Consider the following 17,191-nt stretch of genomic DNA (forward strand, 5'->3'; position numbering starts at 1 on the left):
GTGAGCATGTTCTGCCCCGAGTCGTCGGCGTCGGGGTCCATCGCCAGCCCGTACTCGTCGCGGAGTTCCTTGATGACGCCCATCATCAGCGCCACGTCGGTCCCGGGCCGGAATCGGACGAACTCGTCGGCGTGGGCCGCGGTCTTGGTAAAGCGCGGGTCGAGAACGAGTATGTCCCCGCCGCGTTTCTGCCCTTCGAGGATGTGCTGCATCGCGATGGGGTGGGCCTCGGCGGGGTTCTGCCCGACGATTATGTTCAGCCCGAAGTTGCGGTAGTCGGGGACGGTGTTGGTCATCGCACCGTAGCCCCACGTGTTCGCCAGCCCCGCAACCGTCGTCGAGTGACAGATGCGTGCCTGGTGGTCGACGTTGTTCGTCCCCATGAACGCCGCGAGCTTTCGGATGGCGTAGGACTCCTCGTTGGAGTGGTGGGCACTCCCGAGGATCATCACGCTCTCGCGGCTGTGTTCTTCGTCGACGTCGACCGCATCGCTCGGCGACACGTCCGAATCGGGCCACAGGGCCCGGATGTCGGTCCCGAGGCGGTCGTAGGCCGTGTCCCACGAGAGCTTCTGCCACTCCCCATCCTCCCGAATCATCGGGTGTTTGAGACGTTTTTCGGAGTGCTCGGTCTCGTAGATGCCTGCTCCCTTCGAGCAGAGCGACCCGTTGTTTATCGGGTGCTCTTCCCACGGTTCCATGCCTACGAACGAGTCGCCCTTTCGCTCGCCATGGAACCCACACCCGACAGAACAGTAATTACAGATAGTCTTTGTCAACTCCCCGTCCGTATCCTGTCCATCGACCTCGTCGTCGCTTTGGGCGAGTACCTGCCCCGCGGTACCGCCACCGAGTGCGACCGCACCTGTCAGCGCGCTCGCCTTCATGAACGACCGACGGTCGAGGTCGAGGGAGACTGGTTCCGTGCTCATGCCATTTTTTCCGTATTGCGTCGTTGTTTGACTGCGATTCCCTAGCACATTAGAAATCATCCCATATTAAATACGGGGCCGTCAGTGAACGGATTTTTAAAGTGTCGATAGAACCTGCTTGACTAGTTTATCAATTGAAATTTTCTCGTCGGCCTGACCGTCGCAAAGCCTATATTCATGGTAGCATTGGGCATAGTCGATGAACGTAGGGGCATTCGTCTGCGGTTGTGGCGGTACCTGTGGGCTCGACCTCGAGGAGGTTCGGGAGGGCGTTCGAGACGTCGACGTCGTGGCATCCTCGGAGTTGCTCTGCGAGGGCGGCCTCGACGGCGTCGACCACGTCATCGACGAGTACGACCTCGACCAACTCATCGTGACGGCATCCGACGACCGGTGTCGGCGGACCTTCCGCGAGTTGGTCGACCGGAAAGGGCTCCACCCGGATGCGGCGGCGTTCGTCGACCACCGCGAGGGGTCAGCGTGGGTCCACGATAGGGAGGCCGCGACCGACAAGACCGCCCGCCTGCTCAACGCGACATACGCGGGCCTCGAGGAGGAAGCCGTCTCCAGAACGGTCTCCCGCGAGGCCGGCGACTCGGTCGCCGTCGTTGGCGACCCCGAGACGGCGGCCGCCCTCGCCGAGTCGGCGGACGTGACGCTCGTCGCCGACGGCCGCGAGTTCGCGAACGTCGACGCCGACCTCGATGACGTCGACATCGCTCGCGGGGAGGTCGTCGACGTCGACGGCCGGTTCGGCGAGTTCGAACTCACCCTCGAATCGCGGGTCACCGAAGCCTGCATCGACTGCATGGAGTGCGTTCGGGAAGGCCCCGACAGCGTCACCGCACGCCCCGTCCAGATACCGGCCGATGCCCCCGACGGCGAGTGGACCGAGGTGTGCCCGACCGACGCCATCGACATGGACGGGACGACCCGCCGCATCGCCGCCGACCAGGTCATCTACCCCGACGCAGAGCAAGATACCCGAGGCGGGCGCGTGGGCTACTATACGCACGTCGACGCGGCCACGATAGCGGCCGTCGAGTCCCAACTCGGCGGCATCGAGAAACCCGCATTTCTCGACCTCGAGATGGACGTCTGTGCCGCCGGTGAATCCTCCCAAGAGGGCTGTACCGCCTGCACGGACGCCTGTCCCCACGACGCGGTGGGTCGTCCGTCGGTCGATTCCGTCGAGTTCGACGAGGTGGCCTGTCAGAACTGCGGCGCCTGCACCTCGGCGTGTCCCACCGGGGCCACGCAGCTCCGAGAGCCCTCGAACCGACGCATCGCTCGCGAAGTCGAAGCCCTGCTGAATGCGGAGAACGACGATGGCGGCTGGCTGTTCAATCGGGGGTCGAGCGGTATCGACCAACCGGTCGTCGCCTTCGTCTGCTCGGAGCAGGCCGCCGACCGACTGCGCGAGTACGGCCGCCGGGCGGCCATCGAGGAGGACGTCTCCTATCCGCCGGTCCTCCCCGTGAAGGTCAACTGCACCGACACGGTCGGGGAGGCCCACGTCATGCACGCGCTGGCCGCCGGCGCCGACGGCGTCGCGGTCGTCGGCTGTGGGGAGTCGTGTCTCCACTCCGGGCCCGACCCGAAGGCCGAACTCGTCGAGCGCCTGAACCGGGCCTGTACCGACCTCGGTGTCGGTGAACGCGTGACGTTCCTCGCTCCAGGGTCCGACCCGGAGGGGTTCTGTACGGAGTTGGAGACGTTCGTCGACGGACTCGACGAATCGCCGGTTCCCGCCGGCGAACACGAGGCGGAGGGAACCATCGAAGGCGACATCGACCGCCCGGCCTTCGCCTCCCACGCGTGGACGCTGGAGTCCGTTCGAACGCTCCTCGAACACGTCGATCCCGACCGGGAGGTCATCCGCGGGCTGAAGGACTTCGGCTGGATGGACGTCTCGGATGCCTGCAACCTCACGCCGACCTGTACGAACCTGTGTCCGACCGACGCCATCCAGCGGACGAACGAGGGCGACCTGCTGTTCAATCACGAACGCTGTGTCAACTGCGGCCTCTGTGAGGAGGGGTGTCCGGAGACGGCCATCACGATGCAGGACGGACTCGACCTGTCGCTCCTTCCGGAGAACCGCGAGGGGCCGACAGACGGCGTGCCGGGCGAACTCGGGGCGGCGTGGTCCCGCGTCTACGAGGGCGAGATGCAGGAGTGCGTTCGCTGCGGGAAGCCCTTCGCCTCCGCCGGGACCGTCGACAAGGTCCGCGGGGAGGTCGGCAACGCGGTCGAAGGTATCGCACCGGAGTCGCCGCATTCGGTCTTCGAGTACTGTGGCGACTGTCGGACGCACCTGCTGTTCGAACGAGGTGAAAACTGATGGACGAAACCCAGATCTACGAGGCACGGCTGGAAGTGATCGACTTCCTCATCGAGGTGTTCTACGACGCCCCCAGCGAGGAGTTCCTCGGACGGCTGTTCTCCGACGAGGTGACCGTCCCGGACGGAGAGATCAACGACCCGATGGACCGCGGCTTCGAGCGGCTCGAGGCGTTCATCGAAGCCAACCGGTCGCGGTCGGTCGAGGACATCGCCGACGAACTCCGGACGGAGTACACCCGGCTGTTCGTGGGGCCGCGACCGCCGGCGCTTCCCCACGAGACCTACTATCGGGAGGACACCGAGTTCATCGGCGAGGGGCTCGCGGAACTGGAGGCGGACTACTCGGCGGCCGGCTGGAAGCCCCACGAGGACTACCCCGAGGAGAACGACCACCTCGCCGTCGAACTCGCGTTCCTCCGGGATCTCGTCGACCGCCAGCGGCGCGGAGAGGAGGCCGCCTTCGGATTCGAGCGGGTCTTCCTCGACGAACACCTCGGGCGGTGGAACGAGGAGTTCCTCGAGACGGTTCAGGAGGAATTCGACATGAGGGAAGCCGAAGCGAACCTCTTTCTGGCCGCTTCGGAGGTGTTCGTCGGCCTCGTCGAGTTCGAGGACGAACTCGTCGCCCAGCAGGTCCCTAGTTAGCCCCGTAGACGACGAAAAAGCCCGACAGCAACGCGAGGACGCCGAGTGCGGCCACCACGGGCGCGCCGGCGTCTATCGTCCGCTCCATCAGGAAGTAACTGCTCCAGACCCCGCGCCACTCGGCGAACAGCGAGACGAGGCCGATACCGACGACCACCGCGAGCAGCGACCCGACGGCCGAGGCCAGCACCGCGGTGCCGAGGCGGTCAGCCATCGTACCACCGGCCGACGACGAGCACCCCGAAAAGCGGTACCAGCAGGGCGAGCAGGTACTGCACCAGCGTCGCCATGTACCGGATCGTCGATTCGAGGTGGATGGACCAGTGCCACGTTCCTTTCAGTCCGGCGATGACGGCGACGGTGCCGACGAGGAGAAGCGAGATGGCGATCAGACTCGCAACTACGTAGACCGCGGCACGGACGTAGCCGAGCGCTCGGGTCAGGTCGGAATCGGTCGTTGTCTTCGTTTCGACGGCCATAGTTCAGGACCAGTGTTGTCTGTACGCGTCGTACGTGACGACGGCGAGGGCAACGAATCCGAGACCGAGGATAGCCAACGATGTCATCGACGTTTCGGGAGTAGTTCCGAGGTGTACGATACCACTTGTCACAACCCTAGTTGCGAGTCGTCGTTCTAAACCCTTGTGGAACCTCACGCCTCGCCGTCACATCGAGCCACAGCAGACGGTGAAATCCTCGGCCAAAAACCCTGAGAAACGTTTTTGGCCGTTCAGACATACACCGTTACATGACCTCGCGACGCGGGCTGCTCGGGCGGATAGCCGCCGTCGGACTCGCGGCGATACCGGGGTGTTCCACGCTACTTTCTCGAGAGCAGGGGAACGCGGTCTCGCTGCCGCCGAACCCCCACGAGGTCCCCGCCCGGCAGCACGCGTGGGACGCCGTCCTCCACACCGACGCCCACGGCAATCGGCACTTACCGCGCCACCATCGCGTCCTTCTGCTCGATCTGGACGTCGAACCCTCCGTCGACGCCGCCGACACCATCGAGACGGCGATGCGCGAACTGGAGGCCACCTACGAGTGGTCCGCCGAGGGACTCCTGCACACGCTGGCATGGGGGACCCGCTACTTCGAACGGATCGGGGAGTTGGAGGCCTCGCCGATTCGGCACCCGGAAGTCCTCTCACGGACGGACGACCCGGACCTCCTGTCGTACGACGCCGCGCTCGTACTCGCCTCCGACGTCCCGTCGCACCTCGTCCGCACCGAGACGGCGCTGTTCTCGGAGTCCGAACCCCTCGAAGGCCGGGAGCTAGAGGCGAGACTCGACGACGTGTTCTCGATCGCCGCTCGTCGAACCGGGTTCCACGGCGAGGGCCTCCCCGCCGAACACGCGGGCGCCGAGGGCGTCCCGGACGACATCCCCCGCGATGCGCCGATGTTCACCGGATTCATGTCGATGCGTCAGGGGACACAGCCGAGTGAGGACCGCGTCACCATCGACAGCGAACGCTTCGAGGACGGCCGGTTCGACGGCGGAACGACGATGCATCTCTCACATCTCACCGAATCGCTCGACGCCTGGTGGGACATGGACGATAGCGGGCGGGTCGACCGGATGTTCTCGCCGGATTTCTCCCCGGAGGACATCGAATCGTTCACCGACGACGTGCCGTTTCTCGACCAGGCCTTCGAGCACGCCGAGGAGTTCGGCGTGGTCGGCCACCACGAGAAGGTCGCCCGAGCACGCGAAGACGGACAGCCGGTCATCCTCAGGCGGGACTTCAACACGACCGACGGCGACAGAGCGGGCGTTCACTTCCTGTCGCTACAGGCGTCGCTCGACGACTTCGCGGCGACGCGGAAAGCCATGAATGGGTGGTTCCTCCGGAACGAGCACGATCAGGTGACCGACAGGAAGAACAACGGGCTGTTGAACTTCATCGACGTCGAATCACGGGCGAATTTCTACGTTCCCCCGCGAGAAAATCGCGTGTTTCCGGCGTTCTCGCCGTAGAAAGTGTTAGTCTTCCAAGAAGACGTCGCCGTCGACCTCTCCGGTGTGGAGTTCGTTCGGCCAGACGCCGTGGTCCCAGACTTCGAACCCATTGAACGTCTCGGTCGCCCCCTCGGGGCGCCATTCGCTATCCTTGTGTGACATACTGCCACATACTGGAGACGTAGTATTAAGGTTTGTGTGGACCCGTCGGATGCTGTTTGGGGGGTCGAGTAGTCGCCCTCTTATAAATCGGGCACGGGCACCGCCCGGGTCGCCACGCCCCACTTATAAAACAAACACTCGACCCCCGAATCGCGGCGATCCGTATCAGGTCGGCGGTGCGTTGGACGGCCGTTCCTCGTCGTCGAGGAACACGCGTGCGAACAGGTCGACGTAGAGGGCGAGTACCTCCGACTCGTCGATACCCTTCTCCGCCGCCTGCTGTTGGAGAAACTCCGCCAACGCGTCGGTCGGTTCGAGGTCGACGGTCCGGCCGTCGACCTCGAAGTCGACCTCGTGGGCGCCGGAGACGAGGTGCTCGACCTCCAGGAGGGCCTGTTCGACCTTGGTTTCGATCGCCTCGTCGTGCTCCTCGAGCCGGGCTTCGGCCCACTCCTCGGCGGCCTCCGAGAGGCGGTCGCTGACCTCGAAGGATATCAAAACGTTCCCTCCTCGGCCTCGAAGGCGGTTTCCCAGACGGTCTCCTCATCGCAGGACGGACACCGCTGGCGGAGCTCCGACCGCTCCATCCTCGCGAAGTTCCCCATCTGCCCGCATTCGGTACACTCGAAGTACGTCATTCCGGTGGCCAACTCTCGGGCGAGGGCTCTTCTTCACCCAGTTCGCCGAACATAGCGACCAACAGCATGATGAGCGCCCCGAGGACGATGAGTCCGATGACCCCGCTGACGGCCGACCGGCCGATGTAGTCCATCGACGCCCAGTCGATCAGTTCGAGGACCTCGAACCAGGTGACGACCGCCCAGATGGCGACTGCGAGGGCCGCGATCGTTATCCACCGCGCCTGTTGGAACGCAGTTCTGACTCCCATGTTAACTACCCACATTGCAGTTGGGACGGGGAGGGTCAAAAATGTACTCCACGTCTCGAACGGCGTCGGCGATCGGTCCGGCCGCCATCACGGTCTTCGAGAGGAGGACTTTAGGTCGGCGACGGCGTTCGGTTCGCTGTGGACCCGTCGCGTATCGTCGATGAGTTCCCGGCACCCTCCTTTCGGGGCGCACAGGAGCAGGCTCTCAGCGACATCCGCGCCGCCTTCGAGGCCGGCAACGACGTCGTGTTAGTGCGCGCGCCGACCGGCAGCGGCAAGTCCCTCCTTGCCCGCGCTATCGCCGGTTGCGCACGGCACGCCGGGTCAGGCGAGGCCGCCAAGCCTGTCGGCGCCTACTACACGACGCCGCAGGTCTCCCAACTCGACGACGTCGAGGGCGACGAACTGCTCGAAGACCTGAGCGTCATCCGCGGGAAGGCCAACTACTCGTGTATCCTGCCGGGCGAGACCTCGACGTCGGTGAATCAGGCACCCTGCGCCCGCGAGCGGGGGTTCAACTGTCCCGTCAAGCACCGGTGTCCGTACTTCTCGGACCGGTCTATCGCCTCGAACCGCGAGATCGCGGCGATGACGCTGGCCTACTTCATGCAGACCGCCGGCAGCGACGTCTTCGGCACGCGGGACGTGGTCGTCATCGACGAGGCCCACGGCCTCGCCGAGTGGGCCGAGATGTACGCGACCATCGACCTTTCGCCGGCCGAGATTCCGGTGTGGGATTCGTGCGAACCGCCGGAGATCGACGATCTGCGAGACGTCGAGGAGTACGCCGAACGGCTGACGACGGTCTGTTCGCGCCGACAGGAGGAACTGCGCGGCAAGGTCGAACTCACGCCCGACGAGGCCGAGGAGCGCGACCAGTTGGCCGAACTGGTCCGGGACCTGGGCTGGTTCCTCGAGGACCTGCGGGACCCCGACAGTCCGACGACGTGGGTCGCCGACCAGGGCCGCAACCGGGCGATCTCGGTCAAGCCGCTGGACCCCGCGCGATACCTGCATCACACCGTCTGGGACCGCGGCACCAGGTTCGCCCTGTTGTCGGCGACAATCCTCAACAAGGATGCCTTCTGCCGGAGCGCGGGACTGGATCCGGACAACGTCGCGTTGGTCGACGTACCGCATACCTTCCCCGTCGAGAACCGGCCGCTCTACGACGTGACACGGGGGAAGATGACCTACGAGCATCGCGACGACACCCTGCCGAAGGTCGCCCGGACCATCGTCCGCCTGATGCGGGAACACCCCGACGAGAAGGGACTGATCCACGCCCACTCCTACGACATCGCCGACCGCCTCTACGAGTTGCTGGACGATTTCGGCGTCTCCGAGCGGGTGCGCGCCCACGACACGGAGACGCGTGACGCCGCGCTATCGGGGTGGAAGCGCTCCGAGGACCCCGACGTCTTCGTCTCGGTGAAGATGGAGGAGGCGCTGGACCTGAAGGACGACCTCTGTCGGTGGCAGGTCCTCTGCAAGGCGCCGTATCCGAACACGAACGACTCGCGGGTCGCCCAACGGCTCGAAGACGGCCAGTGGGGCTGGTATTACCGGACCGCGCTGCGGACGGTCATTCAGGCCTGCGGCCGGGTCGTTCGCTCGCCGGACGATTACGGGGCGACGTATCTGGCCGATTCCTCGCTTTTAGACCTCTTCGAGCGTGCGCGCCATGACATGCCCGACTGGTTCGAAGCACAGGTCGACCGGATGTCCGAGCCGGACCTGCCGCCGTTCGACCCACAGGGCGTCGCGAAGAGTACGAACGGGTCGACGACCGGAACGACGGCCTCGCGGACGCAGTCGGCGTCCAAAAGCGGCCGTCGCTCCGGCTCTCTGGACGACCACCCGCTATCCGACGTCTGGGGAGACGAGTGATCAGAGGACGGTGGCCGCGGCCGCGACCATCCACATGATCATCAGGAAGGCGAACAGCAGGGCCATGATTTTCTGCCGGTCGAGTTCCACATCACCGATTTGCATACAGAGCGGTTACTCCCGCCGTCGTATAAGTCTCTCGTCGTGTCAGGCGCCGTCGGCGCCCGAAACGGCCTCGTCGACCCGTTTTCCACCCTTGTAGACCGCCTCGACGTCGCGTACCGCCCCGATACCGTTTCGGGGGTCGCTGCCCAGCGCGAGGAAGTCGGCGTGTGCGCCCGGCGTGATCGTCCCCACGTCCTCGGGGACCGTTCGTCCCGAGCCGCCGGTCGCGGCTTCGATGGCCTCCAGCGGCGAGAGGCCGATCTCCTCGACCAGCAGTTCCATCTCGAGGGCGTTGTCGCCGTGGGGGATGAGTTCGGGGCCGAGGAAGTCGGTGCCGGCGGCGATGGGCACCCCCGCTTCGTGGGCGCGCTCGACGGACTCGACGTGGGCCTCGAAGGCCTCGCGGGCCTTTCGCAGGCCGTATTCGGGCACGCCGTGGTCCGCACCTTCCTCGACGAGGCGGTAGGCGATGGCGAGCGTCGGGACGAAGGTCGCGTCGGTCTCCAACAAGAGGTCGATGGCCTCCTCGTCGAGGTAGAAGCCGTGTTCGATTGTGTCGACGCCGTTTTCGAGCGCGGCGATGACGCCCTCGGTACCCTGGGCGTGGCTGGCGACGGGAATCCCGACCCGTTCGGCTTCCTCGGTGAAGGCGCGGATCTCGGCGTCGGTGTACTGCTGTTGGTCCGGGGCGTCCTTCTCCGAGAGGACGCCGCCGGTCGTCATGATCTTGATACAGTCGGCGCCGTCGCGGAGGCGCTTGCGGGCGGTCTTGCGACATTCGTCCGGGCCGTCGGCCAACTCCGAGACACCGAGACCGTGTTCTCGGGCGATGTCGTAGGGCAGGAAATGGGCGTCGCCGTGGCCGCCGGTCTGGGAGATAGAGCGGCCGCTGGTGTAGATCCGCGGGCCAAGTACCTCGCCCTCGTCGACGGCCTCCCGAACGCCGAGCGCGACCGAACTCCCGAGGTCACGGACCGAGGTGAAGCCGGCCGAAAGCAGCCGTCGGCAGTCGGTCGTCGCCCGGGCCGCACACGCGGTGTCGGACTCGTGGAGCCACGTCTCGGGCGCCATCGTCCGCAGGCCCTGCAGGTGGACGTGGGCGTCGATGAATCCGGGGGTGACGACCCGGTCGCTCAGGTCGACGTGCTCGCCGGCCTCGGGGACGTCCTCCCGAGGGCCGACCTCGTCTACGCGTCCGTTCTCGACGGTGAAACGAGCGTCCTCTATCGCCCGGCCGGTGCCGTCCACGAGCGTGCCGCAGTCGACGTACATACCACGCCATGCGGGTGCACCACACAAAGCACTTGTCGGCGGGCCGTTCCGAGTGATGGTCTCCCACACGGACAGCAACGTTATTGCGTTGGTCGACATCCACGCGATATGGTCGATGCGACCAAGGAACCGACCGTTCGAACGCGCGTGCTGAACGGCGTTGCCGTCCCGAGCGTACCACCGGAAGAAGAGCAGGATTACTATCCGAACCACGAACGGGCGTCGATACGGTCGCTTCGGCGCCACGTCCGACGCGGCGACAGCGTGGTCGTGGTCGGCGGCGGCTGGGGCGCCTCGACCGTCGTTGCCGCCCGGATGACGCACTTCGAGGGCGAGGTCACGGCCTTCGAACCGAGTTCCGAGATGGTCGACACGATTCGCCACGCCCTCACGGTCAACGGCGTCACCGACGTGGCGTCGGTCGAACACGCCGCGATCGGTCCGGTCCGTGAGGCCAACGCGAAGTATTTCGGCCCGGCCGACGGCGACCGCCTGCCGCCGGAGGCGGTTCCGGCGTGTGACGTACTCGAACTCGATTGTGAGGGTGCGGAACTGGCCGTCCTGCGAGTACTCGATTTCCGTCCGCGCGTCATCATCGTCGAGGGCCACCCGCATATCGGCTGTCCCGGCGACGAGGTAAAGGCGGAACTCGACCGGCTGGGATACGACGTCGTCGACGAAGGAACCGCCGGCATGGACGACGACCTGCCCGTCATCACCGCACTGCGAGACGAACGAAAAGGACCAACCTGACCTGTCGGTCGCCGGGCGGTCGACTCCGGGCTTAGTCGAGGCAGGCGTCGATGACGCCATGAACGACACCTTCGCTGTGGCTTTTCACAACGCGCGTTCCCATCACGTCGACGGACCGGCCCGCCTCGCTGGCGGCTGCCTTCAGTCGGTCGATAGGCCGCTCCGGAAACAGCGGTTCCGGCGTCGCTTCGTGCAGATGGAGCGTGCCGCCCGACACGAGCGCGTCCAGCGCCGAATATAGGTATTCGTGTGCGTCGTAAAAGCCCATCACGACCCGGTCGGCGGTCGTTTCGACGTCACGGCAATCGCCGAGAATTGCCTCGATACGGTCGGTGACGTCGTTCAACCGCGCGTTCTCGACGAGGAGACGGTAGGACTCGGGGTTGATCTCGGCCGCGGTCACCTCGGCGCCGGCCCGCGCCATCGGGAGCGTGAAGTAGCCGATGCCGGCGAACATGTCGAAGACCCGCTCGCCCTCGACGACGGCCTCGCCCATGCGTGCGCGTTCGGCCTTGTTACCCGGCGAGAACATCACTCGCGAGAAATCGACCGCGTACTTCGTCCCGTGTTCGACGTGGATCGTCTCCGTTTCGCCCGTGCCCGCGACCACCTCCGGGGAGGGTTCGCGTCGCGTCCCCGAGACGCCGCCACGGGCGAGGACGGTATCGGCGTTGCCGTGGAGTTCAAGGAGGGCCTCGCCGACGGTTTCGCGCTGGTCGGCATCGAGCGTCGCCTCCGCGGAGACGTCGCCGAAATCCGCCAGCACGATGCTCCCGACGACGGCCCACGAGGAGGGCGCAGCTGCGATGGTTCGCTCGCTGGCGCCACGTGCCGCAAGGACGTCTTCGAGGCCGCGCTCGCGGGTCGGTAGGTCGATCTCGCTCGTCTCGTCGACCGCGGTCTCCGTGGGCGCTTCGATGACGGGAATCGCCACCCGTTCGTCGTCGTAGGCGTCGACGCTTCTGGTCGGGTCGTAGACGCCCTCCGCGCGAAGGGCGTCGATGGCCTCCTGCGTGCGGGGTTTCGAAACGAGTGCGGCGAGATCGGACACGCTATTCGGGAAGGATATGGAGGCCCTTGCGGTGTTTGAGCACCGGTACCTCGTCGGCGTCTGCGTCCATGTAGTCGGGGCGCGGGATCGTCTTGGACTCGTAGGTCTCTGGGTCGAGTACCTGTACGGCGTGAGCGTCCTCGATGGCGACGACGGTCGTCTCTTCGGCGTCCTCGCGGGTGCCGATCTTCCGGGCGTCGGGGGCGATGCCCTCCTCGAAGTCGGCCTCGTAGCGGTCGCCGCTTTCGAGGCGCGTGCCCTTGAGGTTCCCGTGGGCGCTCGTGACGAGGACGGGGCCGTCGCCGTCCTCGAGGTCGATGACGTCGCCGGGCGTGTAGGGCGGCAGACGGGCGGTGAAGGTGACGCGATAGACCTCGTTTCCGTCGCTGTCCTCGGTGACGAGCGTGGGGGCCTCGGAGACGGTGCCGCCCAACTCGCGAACGATGCGCTCGGCGATGGTCTGACCGAGTTTGTTCGTCGAGACCTTCATGTTCACGCCGTCTTTCATCTCCGTGGTCTCGGTGATGAACGCCTCGCGGTCGCCGTCTTCCTCGCGGTTGGCGACGAACTCCTCGGCGATCTCGATGGCGCGGTCCTGTTCTTCGCTACTCGGCGTGCGCTCGGTCCCGCGGACCTGCACAGTGGAGGCGTAGTAGTCGCCCGCGATACGGCCACAGCGGTCACAGGTCTCTCTGGCGATGTAGACGGGAACCGTGACCTCCTCCTGGAGCGGCGTGTCGCGGATGATGCCGGTGAAAACGGCGTGCATCCGGATGGTGTTCTGGTCGATCTGTTCGGGCTCGACGCCCCAGTCGACGTCGTGGGCGTCGACGTGTACCGCGAGCCGTTCGGCGGTCTCCTCGATTGCGATGTCGGTGTAGTCGCGGGCGCCCACGTCGATCCAGCGGTTGCCGCGGTGGAGCGCACCGCACTGGCTACAGACCCGAACCTCGATGCGTTCGGGGGCATCGACGAGGTCGAAATCCTCGAAGTAACAGTCGTCGCACAACACGGCGTCCGGGTCGCGCGGTCCCGTCGGGAGGTCGACCTCTGGGGGCCGTTCGATGGCGTCACCGCAGCGCGGACAGAACTCCTCGGAGCGCGAACCGGAACTCATTGCCGAAGGGTAGCCGATGGAGCCTTTTAAACGGCGCGCCCTGGGCGTCAGGTCGATTCGCGGCACTCCAGCAGTTCGCCGTCCTTCGGCGGCCGCTCCTCCTCGGCCCGGTAGACGACGTGTTCGTCGACGTAGTAGGTCGCGGACCACCAGTAGTCGCCGTGCAACGTCGACGCCGTCACATCGACTTCGACAGGCGTGCCGTCGACACTGAAGTAGAGCGTTCTCGAATCCCCGCGGCTCTCGTGGGGGTCGTAGCTCTCGAAGTGGGAGTCGAGCAGGTCGATGTACCGGTCGACGTCGGGGCCGTGACGAACCTGGGCAGCGGCCTCGCCCTCGGTAGCAGCCGTCTCCAGCAGGTTCCGGAGCCACTCGTCGCCGATCTCGCTTGCGGCCACACGCTCGGCGTCCGCAGGGTCGTCCTCGCGGTGGGCGTCGAACAGCAGGTCCGGCCGATAGATGCCGCCGTTGCCCGAGACCTTGACCTCGTAGCCGTCGCCCGCGCTCTGGACACCCTCCGAGTGGACCCCCAGGTCGTAGGAATCCAGCCGCGTCTCCGGTTCGTACTCGACGACGACCTCCCGGTAGTAGACGTTCTCGTAGGCTTCGACGAACGACTCGGCGGTTTCGGCGTCGAACGACTCGGGCCACTCGACGTCGAGGTCCTGTGTCACCGGACATTCCTCGGGGAGGTCGGGCTCCGTCTCGGTGTCGTTCCCACCGAGGCCGTCCGGCAGGCTCGATTCGGTACAGCCGCCGATGACGACGGCCCCGAGCCCGGCAAGCAGGGTGCGTCTGTCGAGCGTTCGTGGCATATACGAACCAAGGACTGGCAATGTAGTCGGCTTTGTGTAGAGTCAAACAGCCGTTTCACTGACCGTCGGTTTCCGGACGTACCGACCACGAAAGTAGATGAACCTAAGTAGGGGCCCGCGCAAAATTTGCCACATGGAGACCCTGTTATTAAATCGAGAAGACGTGGGCGACAACGCCCGGATGGAGGAGGTAATCGTCGCGGTCGAGGAGGCGTTCGAGGCCTACGAGCACGGCAACGTGCAGATGCCGGCCAAATCGTACATCGACCTGCCGGAGTACAACGGTGACTTCCGGTCGATGCCGGCCTACATGGACGCCGGCGACTGGGACGCCGCGGGCATCAAGTGGGTCAACGTCCACACGGACAACCCCGGCGAGTACGACCTGCCGACGGTGCTGGGGACGATGATCTACTCGGACCCGAGAAACGCCTTCCCGCTGTCGATCATGGACGGGACGACGCTGACGCGCAAACGGACGGGCGCTGCGGCAGCGGTCGCGACCGACCACCTCGCGGTCGCCGACGCCGATTCGCTCGGCATCGTCGGCGCCGGCGTCCAGTCCTACACGCAACTGGAGGCCATCAGTGTGGTGCGGGACATCGAGACGGTCGTCGTCGCCGACAAACGGGAGGAGGCCGTCCAGCGGTTCATCGACCGCTTCGACGACGAGTTCGACGTCCGCGGCGGCTCCATCGCCGAGGCCGCACAGTGTGACGTCCTCTCGACGGTCACGCCCGTCGAATCCCCCATCGTCGACGCCGCCGACGTGGGCGAGCACACCCACATCAACGCGATGGGCGCCGACGCCCCCGGCAAGAACGAACTCGACGAGGAGATCGTTACCAACGCCAAACTCGTCATCGACGACTACGAGCAGTGTACCCACTCCGGAGAGATCAACATCCCGTGGAGTCGTGGCCTCCTCGACGACGAGGACCTCTACGGCGAGTTGGGCGAGATCGTCGCCGGCGGGAAAGCGGGGCGGACCCCCGACGACGGCGTCACCGTCTTCGATTCGACCGGCCTCGCGATCCAGGACGTGGCGACCGCTCACGTCGTCTACGAGCGCGCGAACGAACAGAACAACGGTACGGCCTTCGACCTCGTCGACACGCGGGTCCGGTAGGACGGCCCCGACGCTTCTGGCGGCACCTTATCGGGACATGACGACCGAGCCGGTACGTTTGGCTCCCCAGACGCTCTTTTCGAGGGCGGTCCGAACGCCCCACGCGGTCTTGCGGGCGGCGGCTTTGGCGTAGTGGCCGGCCGCGCGCTTGATGGGTGCACGCTGGCCTCGGACGCCGGTATCGCCGTTGGTAATCGCGCTGACGATGTCGTCGCTATCGATCTCGGAGATGGGTTTATCGACGGTGAGTTCGGTGTAGGCGCGGCCGACCGTCAGAAGCGAGTGGGCGTCGCTGCCGCCGACGGCGGGGTAGCCGTATTTGCTGGCGTAGCGCCGGGCGCGGCGGTTGCGATAGCCGGTGAAGAGCCACGCGTTGTACGTCTCGATGGCGTCGGGGTCGACGCGCTTGAGGCGACGCTTGCGAACGCCGTGGCGGGTGCGCTGGAAGGGATGGGGAACGACGGCGGCACCACCCAGTTCACGGACCGCCTCGACGGTTTCGGCCATCGGCCGGCCCGGCGCGGGCATGTCCTCGATGCCGATGCCGAGGAGGTGGCCCTCCGCGGTCGATATCTCGACGCCGGGAACGCCGACGAGGCCGTAGTCGGCGGCTTTGTCGGCGGCCTCGACGGAGGCCCCGATGGTGTCGTGGTCGGTGATGACTACGGCGTCGAGATCGATGTCGGCAGCGTGTTCGAGGATCAGATCGACGGGTTCGTGCCCGTCGTACGACGCCTCGCTGTGGACGTGGAGATCCACCTCGAGGGTACTCGGCCGTCTCATTGGCCTGTAGGTTCGGGCCGGGAACGTAAAAGACGCGCGCCGATTCGGACCGAGATCGGCGGTGGCTGGCGGAACAAGGCTTTTTATCGCCTCCTTCGGAAGGAGAGCACATGGTCGGGTTCGAAGGGAGTTCCGTCTCGCGGTCGGTTGATTACGAGCCGATCAGCGTCAAGGAGCTCCTGATCGAGATGAAGGACACCTCCGAGTTACTCATCGACCTCGCGTACTCGGCGGTCCTCCACCAGAGCGACGCTCTCGCTCGCGAGGTGCTGACGCTCGAAGAGAAGATGGACGTCCTCCAGATGCGCGCGCGGATGAGCCTCATGATGGCCGCCCGCAACCCCAGCGAGGTGGAGACGCTGGCGCCCGTGTTAGGTATCGCTGCGGGAGCAGACCACATCAGCGACGCCGCCGCCGATATCGCCAAGATCGTCCTCGAAGACATCGGCCTGCCGGAGGCGATGCGGGCGGCCCTCCCCGAGGCCGTCGAGGCGCTGGTCCGCGGCGAGGTCACGGCCGACTCGCCGTACGCCGGCCGAACCCTCCTCGATATCAACCTCGAAAGCGAGACGGGCGTTCGCGTCATCGGTATCCGTCGCGGCGAGGAGTGGATCCTCAATCCCGGCCCCGAGACGACCATCGAGGCCGACGACGTGATGTTGATGCGCGGTCCCGAGGAGGCGCTGGCCGACGTCTACGAGACGGCGGCCGACGAGGCCTACGAGTCGCCGGAACCGCCGGATTCGGAGGTCGACGACCTCGAACGCGCGGTCGACTCCATCATCCTGATGAAGAACCTCTCGGAGCTGGCGGTCGATCTGGCCTACGGGAGCATCCTCTTCGAGAACGCCGAACTCGCCGAGGAGGTCCGGAACCTCGAAGTCGAGGTCGACGCGCTTCGTTCGCGGTTCGAGGCGTGGCTTCTCGGCGCCGCCGCCGACGCCGACGACCCCGTCTCCCTGCGCGGCCTCATCTACCTCGGTGTCAGCACCGAGATGATAAGCGATGCCGCCCTCGAGATCAGCGAGGGGGTCCTCCGAGGGCTGGATATCCATCCGGTCGTCGAACTCGCCGTCCAGGAGTCCGACGAGATCATCACTCGAAGCGAGATCGAGGCCGGAAGCGCCCTCGAAGGCACCGAGATCGAGGCGGGCGTTCCCGAGACGGAACTCAGCATGAGCGTCATCGCGGTGCGTCGTCCCGAGGAAGGCTGGATCATCGCTTCGGACGCCGACCTGACCCTGCAGGCCGGCGACGTGCTCATCGCCAAGGGGACCCGCACCTCCGCCGACGAGTTCGAATCGCTGGCCCAGGCCTGATTCTCCCGCCGCTTTCGCCC

The 17,191-nt window shown here is 65.9% G+C and carries 19 protein-coding genes; 7 read left to right on the plus strand and 12 right to left on the minus strand.

Features of this window, described 5'->3' with window-relative positions; genetic code table 11:
• The coding region (locus tag V5A53_RS06065; protein WP_332312683.1) for a molybdopterin-dependent oxidoreductase at positions 1-932 on the minus strand (932 nt) is incomplete at its 3' end.
• Between the two features lie 199 nt (positions 933-1,131).
• On the opposite strand from V5A53_RS06065, the gene V5A53_RS06070 reads away from it, so the two are divergent.
• Positions 1,132-3,276 (plus strand): 4Fe-4S dicluster domain-containing protein, encoded by a 2,145-nt coding sequence (locus V5A53_RS06070; RefSeq protein WP_332312684.1) that lies wholly within the window; start codon positions 1,132-1,134, stop codon positions 3,274-3,276.
• Positions 3,276-3,923, plus strand: coding sequence for a TorD/DmsD family molecular chaperone (locus V5A53_RS06075; RefSeq protein WP_332312685.1), 648 nt, complete (start codon positions 3,276-3,278; stop codon positions 3,921-3,923). Before V5A53_RS06070 ends, V5A53_RS06075 begins: the two co-directional genes overlap by 1 nt.
• On the opposite strand, the gene V5A53_RS06080 is transcribed toward V5A53_RS06075, so the two are convergent.
• Together V5A53_RS06080 and V5A53_RS06085 are read right to left on the minus strand one after the other, a co-directional pair.
• The gene (locus tag V5A53_RS06080) at positions 3,916-4,137 is read right to left on the minus strand and encodes a hypothetical protein (protein ID WP_332312686.1); all 222 of its coding nucleotides are present in this window, start codon (positions 4,135-4,137) and stop codon (positions 3,916-3,918) included. The two genes, V5A53_RS06075 and V5A53_RS06080, sit on opposite strands and share 8 nt — an antisense overlap.
• The gene (locus V5A53_RS06085; RefSeq protein WP_332312687.1) at positions 4,130-4,402 is read right to left on the minus strand and encodes a hypothetical protein; all 273 of its coding nucleotides are present in this window, start codon (positions 4,400-4,402) and stop codon (positions 4,130-4,132) included. The genes V5A53_RS06080 and V5A53_RS06085 overlap by 8 nt, the downstream gene beginning before the upstream one ends.
• A 269-nt stretch (positions 4,403-4,671) precedes the next feature.
• Between V5A53_RS06085 and V5A53_RS06090 the strand changes: the two genes are divergently transcribed.
• The gene (locus V5A53_RS06090) at positions 4,672-5,904 is read left to right on the plus strand and encodes a DUF7405 family protein (protein WP_332312688.1); all 1,233 of its coding nucleotides are present in this window, start codon (positions 4,672-4,674) and stop codon (positions 5,902-5,904) included.
• A 6-nt stretch (positions 5,905-5,910) separates the two neighbouring features.
• On the opposite strand, the gene V5A53_RS06095 is transcribed toward V5A53_RS06090, so the two are convergent.
• From V5A53_RS06095 to V5A53_RS06110, 4 genes are all read right to left on the minus strand, one after another.
• Entirely contained in the window at positions 5,911-6,048 is a 138-nt protein-coding gene (locus V5A53_RS06095) for a hypothetical protein (protein ID WP_332312689.1), read from the minus strand.
• A 165-nt stretch (positions 6,049-6,213) separates the two neighbouring features.
• Positions 6,214-6,546, minus strand: coding sequence for a hypothetical protein (locus V5A53_RS06100; RefSeq protein ID WP_332312690.1), 333 nt, complete (start codon positions 6,544-6,546; stop codon positions 6,214-6,216).
• A complete protein-coding gene (locus tag V5A53_RS06105) occupies positions 6,543-6,686 on the minus strand; it encodes a hypothetical protein (protein ID WP_332312691.1) in 144 nt (47 codons plus the stop codon). Before V5A53_RS06105 ends, V5A53_RS06100 begins: the two co-directional genes overlap by 4 nt.
• Positions 6,683-6,937: a hypothetical protein gene (locus V5A53_RS06110; protein WP_332312692.1), complete on the minus strand. Its 255-nt coding sequence runs from the start codon at positions 6,935-6,937 to the stop codon at positions 6,683-6,685. Before V5A53_RS06110 ends, V5A53_RS06105 begins: the two co-directional genes overlap by 4 nt.
• Before the next feature lie 138 nt (positions 6,938-7,075).
• Between V5A53_RS06110 and V5A53_RS06115 the strand changes: the two genes are divergently transcribed.
• The gene (locus V5A53_RS06115) at positions 7,076-8,827 is read left to right on the plus strand and encodes an ATP-dependent DNA helicase (RefSeq protein ID WP_332312693.1); all 1,752 of its coding nucleotides are present in this window, start codon (positions 7,076-7,078) and stop codon (positions 8,825-8,827) included.
• A gap of 147 nt (positions 8,828-8,974) precedes the next feature.
• Here the strand turns inward: V5A53_RS06115 and V5A53_RS06120 are convergent, their stop codons facing one another.
• Positions 8,975-10,204: a metal-dependent hydrolase family protein gene (locus tag V5A53_RS06120; protein ID WP_332312694.1), complete on the minus strand. Its 1,230-nt coding sequence runs from the start codon at positions 10,202-10,204 to the stop codon at positions 8,975-8,977.
• Between the two features lie 108 nt (positions 10,205-10,312).
• Between V5A53_RS06120 and V5A53_RS06125 the strand changes: the two genes are divergently transcribed.
• Positions 10,313-10,957 (plus strand): FkbM family methyltransferase, encoded by a 645-nt coding sequence (locus tag V5A53_RS06125; RefSeq protein WP_332312695.1) that lies wholly within the window; start codon positions 10,313-10,315, stop codon positions 10,955-10,957.
• A gap of 31 nt (positions 10,958-10,988) precedes the next feature.
• Here V5A53_RS06125 and V5A53_RS06130 read toward each other — a convergent pair whose 3' ends face one another.
• Genes V5A53_RS06130 through V5A53_RS06140 form a run of 3 tightly spaced genes read right to left on the minus strand, consistent with a single transcriptional unit; the run spans position 10,989 to position 13,940 of the window.
• Positions 10,989-12,008 carry a class I SAM-dependent methyltransferase gene (locus V5A53_RS06130; RefSeq protein WP_332312696.1) on the minus strand — a complete coding sequence of 340 codons (1,020 nt, stop codon included), beginning with the start codon at positions 12,006-12,008 and terminating at the stop codon, positions 10,989-10,991.
• 1 nt (position 12,009) lies between these two features.
• Positions 12,010-13,125, minus strand: coding sequence for a 60S ribosomal export protein NMD3 (locus V5A53_RS06135; RefSeq protein ID WP_332312697.1), 1,116 nt, complete (start codon positions 13,123-13,125; stop codon positions 12,010-12,012).
• Positions 13,126-13,172: 47 nt separating this feature from the next.
• Entirely contained in the window at positions 13,173-13,940 is a 768-nt protein-coding gene (locus V5A53_RS06140; RefSeq protein ID WP_332312698.1) for a hypothetical protein, read from the minus strand.
• A 133-nt stretch (positions 13,941-14,073) separates the two neighbouring features.
• Between V5A53_RS06140 and V5A53_RS06145 the strand changes: the two genes are divergently transcribed.
• A complete protein-coding gene (locus V5A53_RS06145; protein WP_332312699.1) occupies positions 14,074-15,069 on the plus strand; it encodes an ornithine cyclodeaminase family protein in 996 nt (331 codons plus the stop codon).
• 27 nt (positions 15,070-15,096) lie between these two features.
• Here V5A53_RS06145 and V5A53_RS06150 read toward each other — a convergent pair whose 3' ends face one another.
• A complete protein-coding gene (locus tag V5A53_RS06150; RefSeq protein WP_332312700.1) occupies positions 15,097-15,852 on the minus strand; it encodes a PHP domain-containing protein in 756 nt (251 codons plus the stop codon).
• A gap of 110 nt (positions 15,853-15,962) precedes the next feature.
• On the opposite strand from V5A53_RS06150, the gene V5A53_RS06155 reads away from it, so the two are divergent.
• Complete coding sequence (locus tag V5A53_RS06155; RefSeq protein WP_332312701.1) at positions 15,963-17,171, plus strand: potassium channel family protein; 1,209 nt, start codon at positions 15,963-15,965, stop codon at positions 17,169-17,171.
• The last annotated feature ends 20 nt before the right edge of the window (positions 17,172-17,191 follow it).

This window comes from Natronomonas sp., from assembly GCF_036625485.1.
Classification (GTDB): Archaea; Halobacteriota; Halobacteria; order Halobacteriales; family Haloarculaceae; genus Natronomonas.